Source organism: Pseudomonas sp. OV226 (genome assembly GCF_003148705.1).
Lineage (GTDB): Bacteria > Pseudomonadota > Gammaproteobacteria > Pseudomonadales > Pseudomonadaceae > Aquipseudomonas.
Window position 1 is genome coordinate 40,776 of record NZ_QGGS01000010.1, and the last position, 23,705, is coordinate 64,480.

The following is a 23,705-nucleotide window of genomic DNA, read 5'->3' on the forward strand; positions in this document are numbered from 1 at the left end:
CTTGATCGATGACGTGGCGAGTTCGCTCGCCACTTTGGGCATGCTCGTCCTCGAAAAAAACTTGATCCCCGTTTGCAGGAGCACCTATGACCACGCCAAAGAAAGCCGCGCCAGAACCTCGCGCCGAGGCCTCGCGAATTCGTGAAGGCCTGCCCTTCCCGCTGGGCGCAACCTGGGATGGTCTGGGGGTCAACTTCGCGTTGTTTTCCGCCAACGCCACAAGGGTCGAACTGTGCATTTTCGATGACTCGGGCGAGGTGGAACTTGAACGCATCGAGCTGCCTGAATACACCGATGAGATCTACCATGGCTACTTGCCCGACGCCCATCCGGGGCTGATCTATGGCTATCGCGTCTATGGCCCGTACGACCCGGCCAATGGGCATCGTTTCAACCCCAATAAATTGCTGATCGACCCGTATGCCAAGCAACTGGTCGGTCAATTGAAATGGTCCGAAGCATTGTTCGGCTACACCATCGGCCACCCCGACGCCGACCTCAGTTTCGATGAGCGTGACAGCGCGCCCTTCGTGCCCAAATGCAAGGTCATCGACCCCGCACACACCTGGGGCCACGACCATCGCGTGAGCGTGCCGTGGGATAAAACGATCATCTACGAAACCCACGTGCGCGGCATCAGCATGCGCCACCCCTCGGTTCCCGAAAATGTGCGCGGTACCTTTGCCGGGTTGATGGTCGATGATGTGCTGGAGCACATCCGCAAGCTCGGCGTGTCGTCCGTTGAATTGCTGCCGATCCACGCCTTCGTCAACGATCAACACTTGCTGCACAAAGGCATGACCAATTACTGGGGCTACAACAGCATTGCCTTCTTCGCCCCGGACCCACGCTACCTGGCCAGCGGCAAGATTGCCGAGTTCAAGGAAATGGTCGCGCACCTGCACGAAGCCAATCTGGAAGTGATCCTCGACGTGGTCTACAACCACACCGCCGAGGGCAATGAACAAGGGCCGACCCTGTCGATGCGCGGCATCGACAACATCTCCTACTACCGCTTGCAGCCCGACGACAAACGCTTCTACATCAACGATTCCGGCACCGGTAACACGCTGGACCTGAGCCATCCGTGCGTCTTGCAAATGGTCACGGATTCCTTGCGCTACTGGGCCTCGGAAATGCACGTCGACGGCTTTCGCTTCGACCTGGCGACTATTCTCGGTCGCTACCACGACGGTTTCGATGAGCGCCACAGTTTCCTCGTGGCCTGCCGCCAGGACCCGGTGCTGCGCCAGGTGAAAATGATCGCCGAACCCTGGGACTGCGGCCCCGGTGGCTATCAGGTGGGCAACTTTCCGCCGGGCTGGGTGGAATGGAACGACAAGTTTCGCGACACCGTGCGCGCGTTCTGGAAAGGTGACGATGGCCAACTCGCCGATTTCGCCAGCCGCATGACCGCCTCGGGCGAGATGTTCAACCAGCGGGGGCGGCGCCCTTACGTTTCGTTGAACTTCATCACCGCCCACGACGGTTTCACCCTCAACGACCTGGTGTCGTACAACGACAAACACAACGAAGCCAACGACGAGAATAACCAGGACGGCAGCAACAACAACCTGTCCTGGAATCACGGCGTTGAAGGCCCGACCGACGACCCCGAGATCAACGAGCTGCGCCAGCGGCAGATGCGCAATTTCTTCGCCACGCTGTTGTTGTCCCAAGGCACGCCGATGCTGGTCGCCGGCGACGAATTCGCCCGGACCCAGGAAGGCAACAACAATGCCTATTGCCAGGACAGCGAGATCGGCTGGGTCAACTGGGACCTCAGCGAAGACGGCAAGGCCTTGCTCAAATTCGTCAAACGCCTGATCAAGCTGCGTCTGACTTACCCGATCCTGCGTCGCGGGCGCTTCCTGGTGGGCAATTACAACGAGGACATTGGCGTCAAGGACGTGACCTGGCTCTCGCCGCACGGTGGTGAAATGTCCCAGGAACAATGGGGAGAGGCCCACGGTCGGTGCCTGGGGATCTTGTTCGACGGCCGCGCCCAGGAAACCGGCATCCGCCGAAAAGGCGCGGACGCGACCCTGTTGCTGGTGGTCAACGCGCACCACGACATCGTCAACTTCACGTTACCGGAAGTGCCGGATGGTGGCTTCTGGACTTGCATGATCGATACCAATCAACCGTCGATTCGTGGGCAGGAACGTTTCGAGTTCGGTCACGAGTACTCAGTGACCGCCCGCTCACTGCTGCTGTTCGAATTGCAGCATGAGGACGAAGAGTGACGCACGCGCAGGTTTGGGCGGCGCTTTACGCAATCGGCTACAAGTCGACTAAAAATAAACGGACTTAGATGAAACCGTCACGCGACGAACAGCGTGACTTGAGCAATACTCTGTTGCCGACAATCCAGGGTACGGAGCGTTGCACAATTGTCATCAAACAGAACAAGGACGTAGGCCCGATGAAACCCGTCTGCATCATCGACAGCAGCCAGCCAGCACAAATCTGGAACAGTGCGCTGCAGCTGGACAATATCCCGGTCATCAACACCCAGACCCTGGTCCCCACCGGCGCCCGCGCCGTGGTGATCGCGCCGCATCCCGGCGATGAAGTGGTCTTCTGTGGCGGCCTGTTGCAACTGCTCTCTACCCTCGAACATCCCCTGCAATTGATTTCGATCACCGATGGCAGCGCTCCCCATCCGGGTTCGCAACAATGGTCGGAGAAGCGCCTGAGCGTGTTTCGTGGCCAGGAAAGCGTCGAAGCCTTGCGCCGGCTTGGCTTGCCGTTGCACAGCCTGAAATGGATTCGTGGCGGCTTCACCGACAACGCCCTGGCCGAACACGAGACGCAACTGACCCAATTCATTGCCCGTTATTTGCGCGCTGGCGACGTCGTGTTCAGTACCTGGCGCGAAGACGGCATGTCTGATCACAACGCCGTCGGTCGTGCCTGTGCCCTCGCGGCGAGCCAGGTCGGCGCGACGTTCCATGAAATGCCTGTCTGGGCGTGGCACTGGCCGGCTCGCGACCATGGCCTGATGCCCTGGCACCGAGCGCGCAAAGTGCGCCTCGACACCTGGACCGTCGCGCGCAAAAGCCACGCCACCCACGCCTATGCCAGCCAGCTCGACGGCGAGCCGGCCCTGGGCATTGCCCCCCTGCTGCCCCGAGTGATCCTGGACCGCATACGCATGCCTTACGAAATCGTGTTCATCTGAAAAACCCGTAGCAGCTGTAGCAGCTGTAGCAGCTGTAGCAGCTGTCGAGCCTGCGAGGCTGCGTCCGGCTGCGAAGCAGTCGTGAAATCAGACGGCGCGGTGTTTCATAAAGATCGCATGTGCAGGTTTTACGACCGCTACGCAGCCGAACGCAGCCGAACGCAGGCTCGACAGCTGCTACACCTGCTACACCTGCTACAAGCGCTACAAAATTGCAGTGGCACTGAACTGCTCGCAGCGACATCAGTCGCATGCATAAGCAGTCCTGATTCGAGGAGCAAACGTGACCAGCGATCCCGAGCAGCGGGCCGCCCTGCACCCGTCCCCGACGATTCATCGCCTGAGGGTGCTGACGGTCAACACTCACAAGGGGTTCACCGCCCTCAACCGGCGTTTCATCCTCCCGGAACTGCGCGAGGCGGTGCGCAGTACAGGCGCCGACCTTGTGTTCCTGCAGGAGGTGGTGGGTGAACACGATCGGCATTCATCCCGTTACTACAACTGGCCGCAGACCTCGCAATACGAATTCCTCGCCGACAGCATGTGGAGTGATTTCGCCTATGGGCGCAATGCGGTCTACCCCAATGGCCACCATGGCAATGCCTTGCTGTCGAAATACCCGATCCGTGAATTTCGTAACCTTGACGTATCGATCACCGGCCCCGAACGACGCGGGTTGTTGCACTGCGTGCTGGAGGTGCCGGGGCACGCAGAAGTGCATGCGATTTGCGTGCACCTGAGCCTGCTCGAAAGCCATCGCCAGTTGCAGTTGCAGCTCCTGTGTCAATTGCTCGAGTCCCTGCCCGACCAGGCCCCGGTGATCATCGCCGGCGACTTCAACGACTGGCAGCTGCAAGGCAATGTCTCCCTCGCCCGTCGCGACTATTTGCATGAGGCCTTCGAACGCGCCCATGGGCGCCCGGCCAAAACCTACCCCGCCCGCTTTCCCTTGCTGCGCCTGGACCGGATTTACCTGCGCAATGCCAGCAGCCATGATCCACGAATTCTCGGCAACAAACCCTGGACGCATTTGTCGGATCATCTGCCGTTAGCGGTGGAAGTGCACCTTTGAATGACCGGTGGGCTCCATTCAAGTCCTTGCTTCGAACGAAAATACGCGCCCCTACCTGTTATTTCTGACAGTAGCGGCGTTCAACATCTGTTGTTACGGTGCAACTATCCGTATCCGTTGCACGTTCGGATATACAACCCGTAGCAGCCACTGTTGCCAAAGACTTTTCAGTTCGGACCCTGCATTACCGATGTCGTCTCGCAATTCGCGCTGCCAAGTGCGCCTGACACGCTGTCACTCACCACGAGTGACGGTGTCGTGGCGCCGATCGATGCGTGGAGACGAACATGGAAGCGACCCACTACCGTTATTCGGCCTGCGCCTTGACGTTCTGGCTATGTGTGGGCTGGTCGCAAATCGCCGATGCGGCCTGTTCGCTCATATCTACCGCCGGCAACGACAACTATGTGTGCGACAGTGGCATTAGCGGGCCACTCACCGATTTGTCGGGTAATAACGTCCTGACCTTCCCCGCCAATGGCACTGGAACCATTAATGGCAATGTGACCTTTGGTGCAGGTAGTGACCAGGTATTGATGCGCTCGGGCACCCTTGCTGGCGTGCTCGATCAAGGTACTGGCGCCAATACACTGCAAATCGACAACGGGATAATTACCGGCGAAGTCCATCAACAGAGTGGCATTGACACGTTCATCATGAACGGCGGCAGGATTAAGTCCCTGGCGCAAGGCGACGGGTTCGACCGATTCCTGATGACCGGCGGCACCATTGTCGACGTGTTCGAAGACGGTGACTTTGCAGAAATGACCGGGGGAGTCATCGGCCGGGTCGACATGAAGCTCGACGACAATACCTATGTCATGTCGGGTGGGCAGATCCTGGGCAATCTGGTGACCGGTTTTGGCAAGGACACCATCATCCTTTCCGGTGGGCGGATTGGTGGCAACCTCAGCGTCAGCGGCGGCAATGACAGCATTACCGTGACAGGCGGGGAAATCGTCGGCCAGGTTCGCGCCAGTTTCGGCAATGACAAACTGCTCTGGGACGGCGGCGGTATCCTCCGTTCCGCCATCCTGATGGGTGACGGCAATGACAGCGTGACCCTGCGCAACCTGACCGAAAGCACCCTCGCCCTGACCCCGGCAATCGATGGCGGCAACGACAACGATGTACTGACTTTCGACCACGTCACCACCGCCGGCCCTGCGCGCTACTCCAACTGGGAGTCGGTCAACCTGAGCAACGGTTCGAAAATGGACCTTGCCGGCATTTTTGTCCTGGGCGACAGCGCCAGCGGCACCGGCGTGTTCAACATTGATAGCAGCAGTACGCTGACGTCCGCTCAGGGCAGCATGATGCCCTTTATCGCGGGAAAGCTTGCCACGTTGAATAACGCAGGGACCCTCGATCTGAGCAGCGGCAATAACCGCACCAATGACACGCTGACCGTGCAAGGCAGCTACGCGGGTAACGGCGGTCAGTTGCTGCTGCAAAGCCTGGTGGGTGACGACAGCTCACCCAGCGACAAACTGGTGGTCATCAATGGGTCGATAACGGGCAGCACGTTGATCACTGTCAGCAACCTGGGCGGGACCGGTGGGCTGACGCAACAGAACGGCATTCAACTGGTGCAGGCCCAAGGCACGGCCGTCAGCAACGCCAATGCTTTTGCGCTCAAGACTTCGGTGTCGGCCGGTGCCTTCGATTACCGACTGTTCAAGGGCGGCGTCACACCGGGCACAGAAAACAGTTGGTATTTGCGCTCGGCAGTCGTGGCCCCGGCCACCATGGCCGTTCCCAACCCCGATCCGACATTGCCGCAACTCATCGTTCCGGTTGTCGCAACGCCCGTGCCCGCCGAGGCACCGGCGGGCAGTCCTCCATTACCGGTTTTACCAGCCGCTGTATCGGGTGCGGCACCAATCCCGCTTTATCGCCAGGAAGTTCCCGTCTGGTCGATACTGCCGCCCGCCGCCGCACAACTGACCCTGAGCGCACTCGGCACCTTCCATGATCGCCAAGGTGATCAGCGGCTGCTCACTGAAACCGGGGCATCGGGCGCTGGCTGGGGCCGAGCCTATGGCAAGAACCTTGATCAGACCCGGGCCGGTACCGTGACGCCACGCCTGAACGGGTCGCTCAGTGGTTTCCAGGTGGGTAACGACCTGTACAGTTCGCAGACCTCCGGAGGTCAGTCCCAACGCACCGGTTTTTTTGTCGGTCACACGCGTTTGCAGGGGGATGTCGACGGTTTCAACGAAGGGTTCGAAGGCAAACGTGCTGGCAACGTAGAAGTTGAAGGCGACAGTTATGGCCTGTATTGGACATTGACCAACCCTGGGGGCTGGTACGTCGACACCGTCATCATGGGCACCCGGCTGGACGGCGATGCACACTCCGAACGGGGTCTTAAGTTGGATAACCGCGGTCATGTGCTGACGTTATCAGCAGAAACCGGTTACCCCTTTCCAATCGGGGGTAATTGGGTGATTGAACCCCAGGCACAAGTCATCCACCAAAAAGTTTCGCTGGACAGCCAGGATGACGGTGTCTCCCACGTCTCATTCAATTCCGACAACGCCTGGACCGGTCGCCTCGGTGCAAGATTCAAGGGGCGCTATGAAGTCAGTGGCCGGCCGCTGGAGCCTTATGTGCGCGCCAATCTATGGCACACCTTTTCCGGCACCGACTCGGTGACCTTCGCCGGTGCTGAACGGATCGATACTGAACAGCGTTCGTCTTCGGCCGACCTGGGAGTCGGCTTGGTGCTAAGCTTCGCCAAAGCAGTGAGCGTTTATGGCGGCATAGACTACAGCAGTAACATCGACAGCAATCAGCTGCGCGCGATGGCCGTAAACGTAGGTGCGAGGGTCAGTTGGTAACTGGCAGAGTGTCTCAAAAAAGTGCCAACACGAGAGTTTTTTGACGGTTTATCGAACAAACAAGCGCTTAGATACGCGCCGTAAATCAGTCACTTGTAACACACAAAATACCCATACCATTTATCGGCCATTTTCTTGACGCACTGTCAACGGTCTTCTTAGCTACACCTTACTACCCCCGAAGTACCATCAGGGGCATCCCCAAGACACCCGCCAAACCGGGCGCCCAAAGGCGTGCCCCAATCCACTCGGTCGCCCCTCATTCGGGGTAGGAGAGACGCCACAGCGAGATACCGCATGCGATTGCAAGGTAGACCCCCATGAAAACTTCATTCACCCAACAAGAGATTAAAGTCACTTTTTGCACTGTCTCGAGCTCTATCCTGCTGTGCTCTACCCTGGAGGTCCAGGCGGGACCGACAGAGCAAGAAACCGCCCCGTGGTATCGCCAGGAAGTTCCGGTACTTGCCTTGCCCTCCAGCATCATCGCGCTCTATCCCGGCCACTTCGGCGCCGCATCCGATACAACAAGCTCAAGCCTGACCATCGAAGACGAAGCCCCTTCAACCTGGGATCAGGTGTACGGCAAACCGTCGCGGCAGGCGCAGACCGACTACCTGTCGCAGGGATTCTCGATCCCTGGCAGCACTGAACTCAAAGGCCCGGCGATCCTCACCTTGCAAAGCAGCAGCGGCCATACCCAGAAGGTCGGCCTGATCGGCGGCACAACCCGCTTGCAAGGCAACAGCAACGGCTTGCTGACCAGCCCGGCCCTGGCCGACCCCAACAGCGACACCCTTAACCTGCAAGGCCAGAGCCTCGGCGCTTACTGGAGCCTGATCGGCCCTCAAGGCTGGCATGTGGATTTGACGGCCAGCGGCGGCCGCGTCAGCGGCTTCAGCCGCAACGAACAGGGTGAACGACTAGCTACAGAAGGCAGTGCGATGACCTTGTCGGTGGAAGGCGGCTTCCCGATTGGCCTGACCGATAACTGGGTGGTCGAACCCCAGGCGCAATTGATCAATCAGCGCATTACCCTGGATACGCCGTACGCCGGCTCGGGCAATGCGTCATCGATCGAGCTGTCGTCCTGGAGCGGACGGGTCGGCGCCCGATTGAAAGGTAGTTACGACATCAACGGCCTGGGGGTCGAACCCTACGTGCGAACCAACTTGTGGCACACCGTGTACACCGGCAATACCGTGACGCTCGACCAGGTCGACAAGATCAGTAGCAGCCGTAATTCATCAACGGTTGAAGTTGGGTTGGGACTGGTGGCCAGAGTCACGCCAGCGGTCAGCTTGTATGTCAGCGCCGATTACAGCAGTGATGTAGATGACAATGATTTGAACGGGTTGATTGGGAGTCTGGGTGTGCGGATGCGGTGGTAAAAGTTTGTGTCGTTTTGGCTGTCACCACACCTGTAGGAGCCGAGCTTGCTCGCGATAGCGGTATGTCAGTCACCTTTGATCTCGACTGAAGTACCGCTATCGCGAGCAAGCTCGCCACCTACAGGCGTGGCTTGCCGCGATGATAGATCAACCCTCCGGGCGCAAGATCAATACCGCCAGCGGTGGCAGGTTCAACACCAACGACAGTGCTTGCCCATGGCTCGGTGTTTCCTCGCTGAACGCCCCGCCACTGTTGCCGTAGTTGGAACCGGCATACAACGCCGCATCGCTGTTGATGACTTCGGTCCAGCGCCCGGCGAACGGCACGCCCACGCGATACCCCTCACGCGGCACCGGGGTGAAGTTGGCCACGACCAACACCGGCCTGCCCTCCTTGCTCCAGCGCAACCACGCGTAGACGCTGTTGATCGCATCGTCGCCAATCAGCCACTGGAAGCCTTGCGGGGCATCGTCCTGCTCATGCAGCGCCGGTTCTTCGCGGTACAGCCGATTGAGGTCGCCGACCAGTTTCTGCACCCCTTTGTGCTCGGGGTACTGCAACAGGTACCAGTCGAGTTGCTGATCGTGGTTCCACTCGCGCCACTGGCCGAACTCACAGCCCATGAACAACAGCTTCTTGCCTGGGTGCGTCCACATGAAGCTCAAGTAGGCGCGCAAATTGGCGAACTTTTGCCAGCGGTCACCGGGCATCTTGTCGATCAGCGAATGCTTGCCATGGACCACTTCATCGTGGGAAATCGGCAGGATGAATCGCTCGGACCAGGCGTACACCAGGCCAAAACTCAGTTCGTTGTGGTGATGCGCGCGGTACACCGGATCCTGCTGGATGTAATGCAGCGAATCGTGCATCCAGCCCATGTTCCACTTGTAGGCAAAGCCCAAACCGCCCTGTTGCGTGCTCTGGCTGACACCCGGCCACGCCGTGGATTCTTCGGCGATGACCAGCGCCCCAGGCGCCTCCAGTGCCACCACGTCGTTGAGATGGCGCAAAAAGTCGATGGCTTCGAGGTTCTCCCGACCGCCATGGCGGTTCGGCACCCATTCGCCGGCCTTGCGCGAGTAGTCGCGATAGAGCATCGAGGCCACCGCATCGACACGCAGGCCATCGACGTGGAAATGCTTGAGCCAGTGCAACCCCGAGGCCAGCATGTAACCGTGCACTTCGGTGCGGCCCAGGTTGTAGATCAGCGTGTCCCAGTCCTGATGAAAACCTTCCAGCGGGTTGCCGTATTCGTACAGCGCCGTGCCGTCGAACTGCGCCAGGCCATGGACATCGGTGGGGAAATGCGCCGGCACCCAATCGAGAATCACGCCGATTTCCGCCTGATGGCAGGCGTTGACGAACGCGGCAAAGTCATCGGGTGAACCGTACCGCGCGCTCGGGGCGAATTGCGAAAGCAGTTGATAGCCCCACGAGCCGCCGAACGGGTGCTCCATGATCGGCATCAGCTCGATGTGGGTGAACCCCAGATCTTTCACATAAGGAATCAGCCGCTCACCCAACTCGTGCCAGGTGTACTGGCGAGCGACTTCGCCCAAGTCATCCAGTTCACATTGCCAGGAACCGGCGTGCAATTCGTAGATCGACAGCGGCGCAGTCGGACGCTGACGTTCGCCCCGCGATTGCATCCACGCGTGATCCTGCCAGTCGATGGTCAGTGGTGACGCGACCTTCGAAGCGGTGTCTGGCGGCAAGGTGGTGGCCAGCGCCATCGGGTCAGCCTTGAGTGGCAAGATACCGTGGGTGCCGAGAATTTCGTATTTGTAGGCTTCGCCTGCTCGCAGACGCGGAATGAACAGCTCCCAGACCCCGGTGGGATGACGCAGGCGCATCGGGTGGCGGCGACCGTCCCAGTTGTTGAAATCACCCACCACCGAAACGCGCTTGGCATTGGGCGCCCACACGGCGAAACGTACGCCGTCGACACCATCGACCGTCTTCAATTGCGCACCGAGGCAGCTGCTCAGGTCACGGTGATTGCCTTCGGCGAACAGGTACAAATCCATTTCGCCGAGCAGTGGGCCAAAGCTGTAAGGGTCTTCGCACACCTGTTCGCCACCGGCCCAGCGAGTGCGCAACAGGTACGCCTGCGCCCGATCGAAGTGGCCGACAAACAGCCCCGGTGTCTGGGTGGCTTCAAGGTTGCCCAGTTCCTCTCCGGTGTCCCTGGCCAACACTTGCACGCTCAACGCGTCCGGCAAATAGGCTCGAATGAATTGCCCGCCGGCACCGTCGCCATGGGGACCGAGAATTGCAAAAGGGTCGTGATGTTCGGCGCGCACCAACGCATCGATATCCCGAGACCTGGGCAGTAGCGCCTCTTTGGCGTGACCCTGTTCCTTGTTCGAGAAACTCATGACTACTCTCCACCAAGATCGGAAAAGGGTTTAAGCCCACTCAATAATCCATACAAGCCGTGCAGCGGCACCGGCAGCCAAGTGGGTCGATTTTCGGCCTCATACGCCACTTCATAGGCCGCCTTCTCCAGACCGAACAACGCCAGCGCGGCGTCCTCGCCTTCCGGATCTTGCCATGCATGAGCAAGACTAGCTGCCGCCAGCCGATAAGCGTCGACAAATGCCTGTTTTGCTTCAATCAAGTAGCGCTCGGCCACCCGTTGACGAGCAGCCTGTGCCTGCGCAGTGTTGTCGACGTTGTGCACATTGATCGTCATCGCAGCGGCGTAATCGAAAGAGCGCAACACACCACTGACATCCTTGTATGGGCTGTGCTTACCCCGACGTTCATGCAACGTCCGCGCCGGCTCGCCCTCGAAATCGATCAGGTAGGCGTCACCCTTGATCACCAGCACCTGCCCCAGGTGCAAATCACCGTGGACACGCAGGCGCAAACCACCGGCGGCTTTTTTACCGAGTTCCAGCACATGGCCAAGGATGGTTTTTTTGTTGTCCAGCAAACGACTGACCAAGGCGTTGTCCGCCGGGCTCAGTTCATTTTGATGGTGTTTGAGCAACTTCAGTGCATGTTCCATTTGCGCTGCCACATCCTTGGCCGAGGCCAGCGCTTCTTTCTGTGTGGTGACCTGCGGGGCGAAGTCCGGGTCTTTCGTCGGGGTCGCGAGTACCTGATGCATTTCCCCGAGGCGCTGGCCGAGCATGCCGGCAAAATCCTTCAGCTCGCCGAGTGCGTTGTAGTGCTGCTCCTGCTCGGACACGGCGTCGGCCAACTCGTCACGCAAGGCGCGTTCAAGGTTGTTCTGAGTCCATTCCCAGGCATCGCCCTGATTGCTCAAATAGCCCTGAGCGATCATCAACAACGTGTCCTCGCCTTGTTCATCGCGGCGAACCACCGAGCCCAGCAACGGCGAAATATTGGCAAACCCGGCCTGGGTCAGGTATGCGCTCATTTCCAGTTCCGGGTGCACACCCGAGGCGAGTTTGCGGATCAGTTTGAGCACCAGGCTGTTGCCGATCACCACCGAACTGTTGGATTGCTCGGCGGACAGATAACGCACAGGGGATTCGTCGGTCAGGCCGAGTTTCGCCAGCTCTGCGGTCGGTTCGAACCGGATGTCACCCGCGCTTGAAGGCAGCACTGTGTCGTTGTGCATGCCTTGCAACACTGCACGGACAAAGTGTTCAAGACTAAAGGCGTCGGTGATCAACCCCACCTGGCGCCCGCGTCGCACCCGCGACAAGGCCAATTGCTGGGGCAGCGCGGCCCCCACCTGGTCTTCGGGGATAAAGCCGAACGGCAACTGATAGCGATGGGTCTGGCCGGCACTCGTCACTTCGATTTCGCTCAGCAGCACCGGGTGCAGCGGATCACCGAAACGCACGCCGTAGGCCAGGCTGACCTGTTCGATGGCCGCGTCCTTGCCGGCAAACCAGCGACGGTTTTGCAGCCAGCTTGGCAGGATGCCTTGCTCCAGCGTGCCACGGGACGGCGCCTCGAGCAGTTCTTCCATGCGTTTCTTCAGCACCAGCGTGGTGAAGTCCGGCAGGCTCTGCGCCGGTTCAACGTGCCAGCTCGGCATCTGGTTTTCGGCTGCAAGCCCGAACCAATAGAAGCCGTAAGGCGCCAGCGTCAGCAAGAAATTCAACTGACCAATCGGTGGAAAGGCGTTACCGCCGAGCATCTCCACCGGCACCATGCCGACGTAGGCCGACAGGTCGAGTTCTGCCGCTTGCGCGCTGCGCGAGACGTTGGCCACACACAGGATGATTTCGTGTTTGCCATCGGCCCCGGTGAATTCACGGGTGTAGGCCAGAATCCTGCGATTGCTCGGCGACAGCATTTTCAGCGTACCGCGCCCGAACGCCTTGGATTGTTTGCGCACGGCGAGCATGCGCCGGGTCCAGTTGAGCAACGAATGCGGATCGCCCGCCTGGGTTTCGACGTTGACCGACAGGTAGCCGTATTGCGGGTCCATGATCGGCGGCAGCACCAGGCTGGCCGGGTCGGCGCGCGAAAACCCGCCGTTACGGTCGATCGACCATTGCATCGGGGTGCGCACGCCGTCACGGTCACCGAGGTAGATGTTGTCGCCCATGCCGATTTCATCGCCGTAATACAGGGTCGGCGTACCCGGCATCGACAGCAGCAAACTGTTGAGCAGTTCCACGCGACGACGATCGCGCTCCACCAAGGGCGCGAGGCGCCGGCGAATCCCCAGGTTGATCCGCGCCCGACGGTCGGCCGCGTAGTAATTCCACAGGTAATCGCGCTCCTTGTCGGTGACCATTTCCAGGGTCAGCTCATCGTGATTGCGCAGGAAAATCGCCCACTGACAGTTGGCCGGGATCTCCGGCGTCTGGCGCAGGATGTCGGTGATCGGGAAGCGATCCTCCTGAGCCAGCGCCATGTACATGCGCGGCATCAACGGAAAATGAAAGGCCATGTGGCACTCGTCGCCGTTCAAACCCTTGGCGTCGGTGTCGCCGAAATACAACTGGGTGTCTTCCGGCCATTGATTGGCTTCGGCCAACAGCATGCGGTCCGGGTAATTGGCGTCGATCTCGGCACGAATCTGCTTTAAGACATCATGGGTTTCGGGGAGGTTTTCGTTATTGGTGCCGTCACGTTCGATCAGGTACGGGATGGCATCCAGGCGCAGACCGTCGATGCCCATGTCGAGCCAGTAACGCATGACCGAGAGCACGGCTTTCATGACTTGCGGGTTATCGAAGTTCAGGTCGGGCTGGTGGGAGTAGAAACGGTGCCAGAAGTACTGGCCGGCGACCGGGTCCCAGGTCCAGTTGGATTTCTCGGTGTCGAGAAAGATGATGCGCGTGCCGTCGTATTTTTGATCGTCATCGGACCAGACGTAGAAGTCTCGCGCCGCCGAACCGGGTTTGGCCTTGCGTGCGCGCTGGAACCAGGCGTGCTGATCCGAGGTGTGGTTGATGACCAGTTCGGTAATCACCCGCAGGCCACGCTTGTGCGCCTCGGCAATGAAGCGTTTGGCGTCGGCCATGGTGCCGTAATCGGCGTGCACGCCACGGTACTCGGCGATGTCGTAGCCATCGTCGCGGCGCGGCGAGGGGTAGAACGGCAACAGCCAGATGGTATTGACGCCAAGGTCGGCGATGTAATCGAGTTTGGCGATCAAGCCCGGAAAGTCGCCGATCCCGTCATTGTTGGAGTCGAAAAACGATTTGACGTGAACCTGATAGATCACCGCGTCCTTGTACCAGAGCGGGTCTTTGATGAACGTGGCTGCCTTGGGTTTCTTCGCCATTTGAAACTCCTGTTAAAAACAGAAAACGCCACACCCCAGATCATTCCCACGCTCTGCGTGGGAATGCCTCAACGGACGCTCCGCGTTCGGCTCCGGGTGGGACGCGGAGCGTCCCGGGCTTCATTCCCACGCAGAGCGTGGGAATGATCGTGCTAGACGGTAATCCGCCAGATCCCGAACGGCTGGTAGGCCGGGTCGATGCGCATGAACTGGTACTTGCCATACCAGGTCCAGCGGTGGCCGTTCATCAAGTCCTCGCCCTGGGTGCTGGCGTCATCGGGCAGGCCCATTTCCCACAGCGGCAATTCGAAAGTGGCTTCTTGAACGTTGTGTGGGTCCAGGCTGACCGCCACCAGAATGAAGTTGCCGCCGTCCGCGCTGCGTTTGCCGAAATACAGAATGTTGTCGTTCCAGGCGTTATAGACCTTTAAGCCCAGGTGCGTGTGCAGCGCCGGGTTTTGCCGACGAATCCGGTTGAGCTGGGCAATTTCGGCAATGATGTTGCCCGGCGCATTGAAGTCCCGCGGGCGGATTTCGTACTTCTCGGAGTCGAGGTATTCCTCTTTGCCCGGTATCGGCGCCGCCTCACACAACTCGAAGCCCGAGTACATGCCCCACAAACCCGAACCCATGGTCGCCAGCGCCGCGCGGATCAGAAAGCCCGCGCGCCCCGACTCATGCAGGAAAAAGGGGTTGATGTCCGGGGTATTGACGAAAAAATTCGGCCGGTAGCATTCGCGCCACGGTGACTCGTTGAGCTCGGTGAAATACGTCGCCAGCTCATGCTTGGTATTGCGCCAGGTGAAGTAGGTGTAGCTCTGCGAATAGCCGACCTTGCCCAGCCGCGCCATCATCGCCGGCGTGGTAAAGGCTTCCGCGAGGAAAATCACCTCGGGGTACAGCGCCCGCACATCGGCGATCAGCCACTGCCAGAACGGCAGCGGTTTGGTGTGAGGGTTGTCGACGCGAAAGATCTTCACACCCTCTTCAACCCAACCGACCACGATGTCGCGCAGTTCGACCCAAAGGCTCGGGATGGCATCGTTAGCGTAGAAGTCGACGTTGACGATGTCCTGGTATTTCTTCGGCGGGTTTTCGGCGTATTTGATCGTGCCGTCCGGCCGCCAGTTGAACCAGCCCGGGTGCTGCTGCAACCACGGGTGGTCCTGGGAACACTGAATCGCAAAATCGAGGGCGATTTCAATCCCGTAGTCCGCCGCCGTGGCGACCAGGTGGCGGAAGTCTTCGCGGGTGCCCAGTTGCGAGTGAATCGCCTCATGCCCGCCCTCTTCGCTGCCGATGGCATAGGGACTGCCGGGATCGTCGGGACCGGCGGTCAGGGAATTATTCGGGCCTTTTCGGTAGCTGCGTCCGATGGGATGAATCGGCGGGAAGTACAGGACGTCGAATCCCATGTCCTGAATCATCGGCAACCGCGAGTGCACGTCATTGAACGTGCCGTGACGGGCCGGATCATCGGTGATCGAGCGCGGGAACAGCTCATACCAACTGGCGAACTGTGCCAGCTCCCGCTCGACATCCAGCGGGTACTCCGGGCTCAGGCTCACGTAGGCGCGATGATCGGCCTGAGCCATCAGCTCGGCGCTACGTTGGTGCACAAACAGCGCGACCTGCTCGTTTTCGAGCAGGCCGGACAACTCATGGTGCAACGCCGCCAATTGTTCGCTTAACGGACCTTCGCTGCGCCCGGCGGCCTGCTGGACCAGCGTGCGTCCTTCCTGCAACTCAAGACTGACGGGGATTCGCGCTGCGTGCTTCTTTTCCAGTTCGTAGCAGAAACTGGCGAACTGATCGATCCAGGCCTCGATGCAGAACAGATAGCGCCCCTGACGCTCGACGCGGAACTGGCCCTGCCAGCCATTGTTGCCCTGGTCGGCCATGACTTCACTTTGCCAGATGTCATCGCCATCGGCGCGCCAGCGCAGCCGCACCGCCAGTTTGTCGTGACCGTCGGCAAACACTTTGCTGGACACCACCACGTCCTGCCCCACCACGGCTTTGACGGCGAACTGTCCGCCATCAAGGGTCGGCTGGGTGTTTTCAATCGCGATTCGCGGCAGCAGTAACGCCTGCGACAGCGGCATGTGAGGGTTGTAGTTCAGCTCTGTCGGTTTTTGCGCAGTCATCGAGCATCGCTCCTTCACGCCCCATGGACGCTCTTGTACCGGGTTTCCCTGAATGGATTCGCTTAGGTTGGGAGCCACCGGATTCGATAAAAGTTCAGAGTGATTTGCCCAGGCTGATTGCCGGGGAATCAATTCGCGCGTCAGCAGGTCAATCCACTTAAGCACGAGTTACGCCATGTGCCACCGCAGACTGACACTCGGAGATTTCAACAATGAGTATTCCAATCCCCGCCGAAACGCCTGATCCGAACATCGACAGCCCGGTCATTCCACCCACCGAACCGGAGCCAGTACCCGAGGAAGATCCGCCCGGCACCCAGCCACCACCGCGGGAAGAACCACCGAGCACAATGCCGCCGGTGATTGTGAAACCGTGCTCATGACAATGACGGCGATGATCGTTCCCACGCTCTGCGTGGGAATGCCTCAACGGACGCTCCGCGTCCAGCTCCAAATGGGACGCAGAGCGTCCCGGGCTCTCATGCCACCAGGCGTTCATGCTGGGGTCCTTGTGCGTGTTGTTAGCGGGTGGACCGCGCTGACCACTAATCGGTTGCAGCGAACGATGGTCGTCAAATGCGCCCTAACGTTCATGTACTAGCAGAAAAAAGGACCCGCCCCATGACCGTGCGCATCGAAAACCAGACCTGCTTTTTTATCCTGGAGAACGGCGAGGAAATTCGCCTGTGCCCCGACGTCACCATCATCACCGACTCGGAAAAAGCCATGTCCGCTGTCGACCTGAACGGACAGCGCGTCTACATCACCGAAGCAGAAGCCGACGCATTGACCGTAGCAGGCGCGGTGGATGGTCGCCGGCATTTGAAGGTCACCGACAGTGATTCGGTGATTTGACTGACGCTGATCAACACTGTCCGCGCACGTCTGATTCACGCACGCACGTCCTGCTGTGGCAGGTGCTTCAAGTTGTCGCAGGTAGCGGGTCAGCGCTCATCTGATCCGCTTTTTATTGCAATACCTGAGTCTGTTATGCAAACAGATCGACGCTCATAGTGCGCTGGCCTGATGGAGGCTGATGAGCGACAGACCATGAGCGATAGAATCCCCGTCCGATTAGTTGAAAGCGCCCCTGTACAGACTTTTGAGCCTTCGCGTCCAAAGCTGAAGGCCAAGTCCAGCGACAACTTGATCCATACCCGCAGTTTTACCGGCCTGTTCCGCACCTTGCGCCTGAGCGGTGCGGGTTTTCTGTTTTTACTGTTTTTCGGCACGGTGTGGCTGAACTGGGGCGACCGCCAGGCGGTGCTCTGGGACCTTTCCGAAAGCAAATTCCACATCTTTGGCGCGACCTTCTGGCCGCAGGATTTCATCCTGCTCTCGGCGCTGCTGATCATCGCCGCATTCGGCTTGTTTGCGATCACCGTGTTCGCGGGCCGGGTCTGGTGCGGGTACACCTGCCCGCAGAGTTCCTGGACCTGGATCTTCATGTGGTGCGAGAAGATCACGGAAGGCGAGCGCAACCAGCGAATCAAGCTGCAAGCCGCGCCATGGGGCTTGAACAAACTCTTGCGCCGCTCAGCCAAGCACACGCTGTGGCTGGCGATCAGCCTGCTCACCGGCCTGACATTTGTCGGCTACTTCACACCGATCCGGCCGCTGGCCGAAGAACTGCTGACCTGGCATATGGGCGGTGTCAGCCTGTTCTGGGTGCTGTTCTTTACCGGTGCCACTTACATCAACGCCGGTTGGTTGCGTGAAGCCGTGTGCATGCACATGTGCCCGTATGCGCGGTTCCAGAGTGTGATGTTCGACAAGGACACCCTGACCATTTCTTATGATGCTGCCCGAGGCGAAAATCGTGGCCCGCGCAAACGTGAGGTGAAACCGGCCGAAGTCGGCCTGGGTGACTGCATCGACTGTCAGTTGTGCGTGCAGGTCTGCCCGACCGGCATCGACATTCGCGATGGCTTGCAGATGGAATGCATTGGTTGCGCGGCCTGCATCGACGCCTGTGATTCGATCATGGACAAAATGGGCTACGCCCGCGGGCTGATCAGCTATACCTCGGAGCATGAATTGCAGGGTGGCAAGACGCACCTGCTACGGCCACGGCTGATCGGTTACACGGCGGTGCTGCTGGTGATGATCGGCGCCCTCGCCCTCGCGCTGGTGGAGCGGCCAATGGTGTCGCTGGACGTGAGCAAGGACCGTGGACTGTTCCGCGAGAACAGCCAGGGCCAGATCGAAAACATCTACAGCCTGAAGGTCATCAACAAAACACAGCAGCGTCAGGACTATCGTTTGACCTTGGTCGAGGGTGACGGCTTTCAGTTGCAGGGCAAAACGCAGCTGAGCCTGGCGCCCGGCGAGATTGTCGATGTGCCGGTGTCGGTGGCAATGACCACGGAGCGGCCAGCCAGCAGCTCGCAGGCGATCACGTTCAGGGTTGTTGACAGTGATGAACCGGACATTTATAGCGAAGCGAAGAGCCGGTTTGTTGCGCCGATGAACCGCTGATCCCTTAGACTGCGGTGCTGCCATTCGCGGGCAAGCCCGCTCCCACAAGGACATCGCAATACCTGTGGGAGCGAGCCTGCTCGCGAAGAAGTCACCTCGGTTTTTCTGAATATCACCCATCCAGGCACCCGATGAAACGCTACGAAAAATTCGCCGACGACATCGCCGAACTGATCCGCTCCGGCGTCCTCGGTCCCGGCCAGCGCGTGCCATCCGTGCGCTACGCCAGTCAAACCTACGGCGTCAGTCCGTCCACGGTGTTCCAGGCCTATTACCTGCTCGAACGCCGAGGCCTGATCCGCGCCCGGCCGCGCTCCGGCTACTTCGTCAACGCCCACGCCCCGAGCCCGTTTTCGGAGCCGGTAATCAGCAGCCAAGTCAACGAGTCCACCGAAGTCGACGTCAGTGAACTGGTGTTCTCGGTGCTCGACTCGATCAAGGACCCTAATACCGTCGCGTTCGGCTCCGCCTTTCCCAGCCCCTCCCTGTTCCCGCTGCAACGCCTGTCGCGCTCGCTGGCCAGCGCTGCCCGGGAAATGGACCCGCGCATGGTCGTCACTGACATGTCGCCCGGCAACCCGCAATTGCGTCGACAAATCGCCCTGCGCTACATGGTCGGCGGGCTGATGCTGCCGATGGAAGAGTTGCTGATCACCAACGGCGCGCTGGAAGCCTTGAACCTGTGCCTGCAAGCGGTCACGGAACCCGGCGACCTGGTGGCTATTGAAGCGCCGGCGTTCTACGCGTGCCTGCAAATTCTGGAACGCCTGAAACTCAAAGCGGTGGAGATTCCGGTGCACCCTCGGGACGGCATCGACCTGGGTGTACTGGCCCAGACGCTGGAACGTCATCCGATCAAAGTCTGCTGGTGCATGACCAGCTTCCAGAACCCCATGGGCGCGACCATGCCCGAGGCGAAAAAGCAGGAATTGGTCGAGTTGCTGCGCCGTCATCAAGTACCGCTGATTGAAGATGATGTCTACGCCGAGCTGTATTACGGTCAGCAGGCGCCGAAACCGGCCAAGGCGTTTGATACGCAAGGGTTGGTGATGCATTGCGGCTCGTTCGCCAAAAGCCTGGCCCCCGGATACCGCATCGGTTGGGTCGCCGCCGGGCGTTACGCGCAAAAAATTGAACGCTTGAAACTCATGACCTCACTGTGCGCCTCGATGCCGGCGCAGGCAGCCATCGCCGATTACCTGCAACACGGTGGTTACGACCGGCATTTGCGTAAGTTGCGTTACGCCCTCGAAGAACAGCAAAGCGCCATGCTCGCCGCCATCGCCCGCTATTTTCCGGCACAGACCCGCGTCAGCCAACCGGCCGGCGGCTATTTCCTGTGGCTGGAATTACCGGCGCAGATGGATTCGCTGAAGTTGTTCCAGATGGCTTTGGCGCAGGGCATCAGCATCGCGCCGGGGCCGATTTTTTCGCCGACGCAGCGGTTTCGCAACTGCATCCGCTTGAATTACGGCAGCCCCTGGAATGAGGCGGCGGAGAAAGCCATGGAGACGTTGGGGCGGATTGTGCGGTCGTTCTGAACGATTGATGGTGCCGCTCGTTCCCACGCTCTGCGTGGGAATGCCGCTACGGACGCTCCGCGTTCGGCACTGGAAAGTGACGCAGAGCGTCACAGGATGCATTCCCACGCAGAGCGTGGGAACGATCAATCCCAATGGCTGAGGCTTACCGCCCACCGCCGAGATCAACAAACGTCCCGGTCGCATAAGAAGCCTTGTCCGACAACAACCAGACAATCGCCTCCGCTACTTCATCCGGGCGTCCGCCGCGCGCCATCGGAATCGCCGATTCAAGCTTGCTGACCCGGTCCGGGTCACCGCTCAGGGCATGGAAGTCGGTGAAGATGAAGCCCGGCCGCACGGCATTGACGCGAATGCCCTCGCCCGCGACCTCCTTGGACAAGCCGATGGTAAAGCTGTCCAGCGCACCTTTGGACGCGGCGTAATCCACGTACTCGTTGGGCGAGCCCAAACGCGAGGCCACCGAAGACACGTTAACGATGCTGCCACCCTGTCCGCCGTGTTTGGGTGACATGCGCAGGACCGCGTGCTTGGCGCAAAGTATCGGTGCCAGGACGTTGGTCTTGAGGATTTTGAGAATGCGGAATTCGGACATTTCGTCGACCCGGGATTTGTGCCCGACGGTGCCGGCGTTGTTCACCAGCGCCGTGATCCGACCCAGTTCAGTGTCCACCCGGTGGAACAGAGCGATCACTTCATCTTCAATGCTGACATCTGCGCGCACCGCAATGGCTTGAGCGCCCAGTGCTCGAACTTGCTCCAGCACGCTTTGCGCGGCGGTCTCGTCAGATTGGTAGTTGATACAAACCCGATATCCCTGCCTGGCGGCCAACAGAGCAGTAGCGGCACCGATACCGCGACCGCCACCGGTGATGACGATGACTTTGTCCATGTAGGCGTTCCCCCATTCCAGCGTAAGCAATCGGAATCAAGGATAACCGTCATTGCCGGCTTTTGCATGGTCACACATCAACAGACATTAGCAACACCCCGCCACACTACCGTCCGTAGCAGCTACCGAGCCTGCGAGGCTGCGTCCGGCTGCGAAGCAGTCGTAAACCCGATACACGCGGTCTTTCTGAAATACCGCGCCGCCAGATTTCACGACAGCTTCGCTGCCGAACGCAGCCTCGCAGGCTCGGCAGCTGCTACAGACGGTGGGATCTTCAGGCCGTCGACAGTTTCTCTGCGCGCCGGATGTCCACCATGAAGCGGTCGGCCGGCTGCGGGTGCCCCAGCAGATAGCCTTGCAACGAATCACACCCCAGTTTGGTCAGGAAGTCTTGCTGCACGCCGGTTTCGACACCTTCGGCGACGATCCGCAAGCCCAGGGCCTGACCGAGTGCAACAATCGCCGAGACAATCGCCGCGTCGTCGCTGTCGTGTTCCAAGTCGCGGACAAACCCACGGTCAATCTTCAACTCATTAGCGGGCAGGCGCTTGAGGTACATCAAGCTCGAATAACCCGTCCCGAAATCATCGATGGACAGATCGACGCCCATGGTCGAGAGCTCCTGCAACACCGTCATGCTGGCGTCCGCATCGCTCATGGCGGTGGTTTCGGTAATTTCCAGGGTCAGGCTATTGGCCGGCAGCCGGTGTGTGCTCAGGGCCTTGGCCACACTTTGAACCAGGCCTGCATGGCAGAACTGCAACGCCGAGAGGTTCACCGCGATCCGCCAGTCGGTGTAACCCTGCACATACCATTCGCGCATCTGACGGCAGGCTTCGTTGAGCACCCACTCGCCAAGCGGAATGATCAGCCCGGTCTTTTCCGCCAGATCAATAAAAGTGTCCGGCAGCATCATGCCCCGTGTCGGGTGTTCCCACCGCAGCAGCGCTTCGGCGCCCACCGGCCGGCCGTTGCTGGCGTCGAACTTGGGCTGGTAATAGAGGCTGAACTGTTCCTGATCGAGCGCATTGCGCAGGTCTTGCAACAATTGAAGCTGTTTGCGCGCGTTGCTGTTCATCGACGCGTCGAAGAAGCTGTAGCCGTTTTTACCGGCGCCCTTGGCGTGGTACATCGCCGCGTCGGCGTTCATCAGCAAATCCTGGGCGTTCTGGCCGTTACCCGGGTATAGCGCGATGCCGACGCTGGCGGAAATCTGCAAGTCATGTTCAGCCACCCGGAACGAGCGCGCGATCAACCCCACCTGACGCGCCGCCAGGCCGAGCGCGTCATCCGGCTCGGCGAGCCGCACCAGCAGCACAAATTCATCGCCGCCGATGCGCGCCAACGTATCCTGGCTACGCAAATCTTCACGCAGGCGCAACCCGACTTCGCGCAACAACTGATCGCCCATGTGGTGGCCAAAGGCATCGTTGACCGGTTTGAAACCGTCCAGGTCGATGAACATCAGCGCAAAACAGCCACCCTGCTCCTTGACCTTGGACATGGCCTGTTCGATGCGATCAGCCAGCAAGACGCGATTGGGCAAACCGGTCAGGGGGTCGTGCAAGGCCAGTTGGGTCAGTTCGCGGTTAGCCTCGGTCAGTGAGCGCGCCAGGTCAGCGGTGCGTGCTTCCAGTCGCGCATCGAGCACTGACGTCAGCAAAGCGATGCTCAACACCGCCAGCGTGGTGATCAGCACCAGATTGTCCAGGCCCTTGCCATTCAAGCCGCTGGCAGCAGCGCCACAGAAACTGCCCTCAGGAAAGCGCGCTGCCGCCATGCCGGTGTAGTGCATGCCGACGATGGCGATGCCCATGACCACCGCCGCGCCGCCACGGAACAGACCCACATACGGCGTGTGCTGTCGCAGCCGGAAGGCGATCCAGAGAGCCACGCCCGAGGCACCAACGGCGATCAGCAGCGAGGTGCCAAACAGCGTCGGGTCGTAATCGATGCCCGGTTGCATGCGCATGGCGGCCATGCCGGTGTAGTGCATCGCACTGATCCCGGCACCCATCACCAACGCGCCGAACGCCAGTTGCCAGGCCGGCAACCGTGGCTGGCTGACCAGCCACAGGGCAAATCCGCAAGAAAGGATCGCGGTCAGCAGCGACAGCAATGTGATGGTGAAGTCGTAGCCCAGGTCGATCGGCAAATTGAACGCGAGCATGCCGATGAAGTGCATCGACCACACCCCGATGCCCATGGCGAAGGCTCCGCCCGCCGTCCACAAATGCACCGCCCGGCCTCTGGCCGTAGCGATACGCCCGGTCAGGTCGAGCGCGGTATAGGACGCGAGAATCGCTACACAGAGCGAAATGATAACCAGCGTGGGGGAATAGCTACCGATCAGCATGAGACTTCTCGCGAGCGCCCGGCGTAGAGGGTTTTTACTCTGGGGGCAAATGCCGGCGATTGTACTGATTGCGTAAAA

At 59.9% G+C, this 23,705-nt stretch carries 14 protein-coding genes; 9 read left to right on the top strand and 5 right to left on the bottom strand.

Translation table 11 applies throughout. The features are described 5' to 3' along the window. Positions 1-86: 86 nt before the first annotated feature. The 5 genes from glgX (at position 87) to C7534_RS17390 (ending at position 8,490) form a co-directional block, all read left to right on the top strand. Positions 87-2,246: a glycogen debranching protein GlgX gene (glgX, locus tag C7534_RS17370; RefSeq protein WP_109786484.1), complete on the top strand. Its 2,160-nt coding sequence runs from the start codon at positions 87-89 to the stop codon at positions 2,244-2,246. A gap of 179 nt (positions 2,247-2,425) precedes the next feature. Continuing rightward, complete coding sequence (locus C7534_RS17375) at positions 2,426-3,184, top strand: PIG-L deacetylase family protein (protein ID WP_109786578.1); 759 nt, start codon at positions 2,426-2,428, stop codon at positions 3,182-3,184. 283 nt (positions 3,185-3,467) lie between these two features. Further along, complete coding sequence (locus C7534_RS17380) at positions 3,468-4,256, top strand: endonuclease/exonuclease/phosphatase family protein (RefSeq protein ID WP_109786485.1); 789 nt, start codon at positions 3,468-3,470, stop codon at positions 4,254-4,256. Positions 4,257-4,543: 287 nt separating this feature from the next. After that, a complete protein-coding gene (locus C7534_RS17385) occupies positions 4,544-7,099 on the top strand; it encodes an autotransporter family protein (RefSeq protein ID WP_109786486.1) in 2,556 nt (851 codons plus the stop codon). Between the two features lie 320 nt (positions 7,100-7,419). Beyond that, positions 7,420-8,490, top strand: coding sequence for an autotransporter domain-containing protein (locus C7534_RS17390; protein WP_109786487.1), 1,071 nt, complete (start codon positions 7,420-7,422; stop codon positions 8,488-8,490). A 147-nt stretch (positions 8,491-8,637) separates the two neighbouring features. On the opposite strand, the gene glgB is transcribed toward C7534_RS17390, so the two are convergent. The 3 genes from glgB to C7534_RS17405 form a co-directional block, all read right to left on the bottom strand. Continuing rightward, complete coding sequence (glgB, locus tag C7534_RS17395) at positions 8,638-10,869, bottom strand: 1,4-alpha-glucan branching protein GlgB (protein ID WP_109786488.1); 2,232 nt, start codon at positions 10,867-10,869, stop codon at positions 8,638-8,640. Between the two features lie 2 nt (positions 10,870-10,871). Beyond that, positions 10,872-14,213 (bottom strand): maltose alpha-D-glucosyltransferase, encoded by a 3,342-nt coding sequence (gene treS, locus C7534_RS17400; RefSeq protein WP_109786489.1) that lies wholly within the window; start codon positions 14,211-14,213, stop codon positions 10,872-10,874. A gap of 152 nt (positions 14,214-14,365) precedes the next feature. Beyond that, positions 14,366-16,360 carry an alpha-1,4-glucan--maltose-1-phosphate maltosyltransferase gene (locus C7534_RS17405; protein ID WP_109786490.1) on the bottom strand — a complete coding sequence of 665 codons (1,995 nt, stop codon included), beginning with the start codon at positions 16,358-16,360 and terminating at the stop codon, positions 14,366-14,368. 212 nt (positions 16,361-16,572) lie between these two features. Between C7534_RS17405 and C7534_RS32605 the strand changes: the two genes are divergently transcribed. The 4 genes from C7534_RS32605 (at position 16,573) to mapR (ending at position 20,379) form a co-directional block, all read left to right on the top strand. Then, a complete protein-coding gene (locus C7534_RS32605; RefSeq protein ID WP_177412252.1) occupies positions 16,573-16,743 on the top strand; it encodes a hypothetical protein in 171 nt (56 codons plus the stop codon). Between the two features lie 238 nt (positions 16,744-16,981). Further along, complete coding sequence (locus tag C7534_RS17415; protein WP_109786492.1) at positions 16,982-17,215, top strand: DUF3203 family protein; 234 nt, start codon at positions 16,982-16,984, stop codon at positions 17,213-17,215. A gap of 195 nt (positions 17,216-17,410) precedes the next feature. Further along, complete coding sequence (gene ccoG, locus C7534_RS17420; RefSeq protein ID WP_109786493.1) at positions 17,411-18,838, top strand: cytochrome c oxidase accessory protein CcoG; 1,428 nt, start codon at positions 17,411-17,413, stop codon at positions 18,836-18,838. Positions 18,839-18,969: 131 nt separating this feature from the next. Then, positions 18,970-20,379, top strand: coding sequence for a GntR family transcriptional regulator MpaR (gene mapR, locus C7534_RS17425; protein ID WP_046032189.1), 1,410 nt, complete (start codon positions 18,970-18,972; stop codon positions 20,377-20,379). A gap of 145 nt (positions 20,380-20,524) precedes the next feature. Here the strand turns inward: mapR and C7534_RS17430 are convergent, their stop codons facing one another. Continuing rightward, complete coding sequence (locus tag C7534_RS17430) at positions 20,525-21,271, bottom strand: SDR family oxidoreductase (protein ID WP_109786494.1); 747 nt, start codon at positions 21,269-21,271, stop codon at positions 20,525-20,527. Positions 21,272-21,545: 274 nt separating this feature from the next. Then, positions 21,546-23,627, bottom strand: coding sequence for a putative bifunctional diguanylate cyclase/phosphodiesterase (locus tag C7534_RS17435; protein WP_046032187.1), 2,082 nt, complete (start codon positions 23,625-23,627; stop codon positions 21,546-21,548). Between the last annotated feature and the right edge of the window lie 78 nt (positions 23,628-23,705).

What these genes read in the sequence shown, in the direction of transcription:
- C7534_RS17405 (WP_109786490.1), bottom strand. Translation starts at nt 16,360, where the DNA reads ATGACTGCGCAAAAACCGACAGAGCTGAACTACAACCCTCACATGCCG.
- C7534_RS17375 (WP_109786578.1), top strand. Translation starts at nt 2,426, where the DNA reads ATGAAACCCGTCTGCATCATCGACAGCAGCCAGCCAGCACAAATCTGG.
- C7534_RS17390 (WP_109786487.1), top strand. Translation starts at nt 7,420, where the DNA reads ATGAAAACTTCATTCACCCAACAAGAGATTAAAGTCACTTTTTGCACT.
- C7534_RS17385 (WP_109786486.1), top strand. Translation starts at nt 4,544, where the DNA reads ATGGAAGCGACCCACTACCGTTATTCGGCCTGCGCCTTGACGTTCTGG.
- glgX (WP_109786484.1), top strand. Translation starts at nt 87, where the DNA reads ATGACCACGCCAAAGAAAGCCGCGCCAGAACCTCGCGCCGAGGCCTCG.
- C7534_RS32605 (WP_177412252.1), top strand. Translation starts at nt 16,573, where the DNA reads ATGAGTATTCCAATCCCCGCCGAAACGCCTGATCCGAACATCGACAGC.
- glgB (WP_109786488.1), bottom strand. Translation starts at nt 10,869, where the DNA reads ATGAGTTTCTCGAACAAGGAACAGGGTCACGCCAAAGAGGCGCTACTG.
- treS (WP_109786489.1), bottom strand. Translation starts at nt 14,213, where the DNA reads ATGGCGAAGAAACCCAAGGCAGCCACGTTCATCAAAGACCCGCTCTGG.
- C7534_RS17430 (WP_109786494.1), bottom strand. Translation starts at nt 21,271, where the DNA reads ATGGACAAAGTCATCGTCATCACCGGTGGCGGTCGCGGTATCGGTGCC.
- C7534_RS17435 (WP_046032187.1), bottom strand. Translation starts at nt 23,627, where the DNA reads ATGCTGATCGGTAGCTATTCCCCCACGCTGGTTATCATTTCGCTCTGT.
- C7534_RS17415 (WP_109786492.1), top strand. Translation starts at nt 16,982, where the DNA reads ATGACCGTGCGCATCGAAAACCAGACCTGCTTTTTTATCCTGGAGAAC.
- ccoG (WP_109786493.1), top strand. Translation starts at nt 17,411, where the DNA reads ATGAGCGATAGAATCCCCGTCCGATTAGTTGAAAGCGCCCCTGTACAG.
- mapR (WP_046032189.1), top strand. Translation starts at nt 18,970, where the DNA reads ATGAAACGCTACGAAAAATTCGCCGACGACATCGCCGAACTGATCCGC.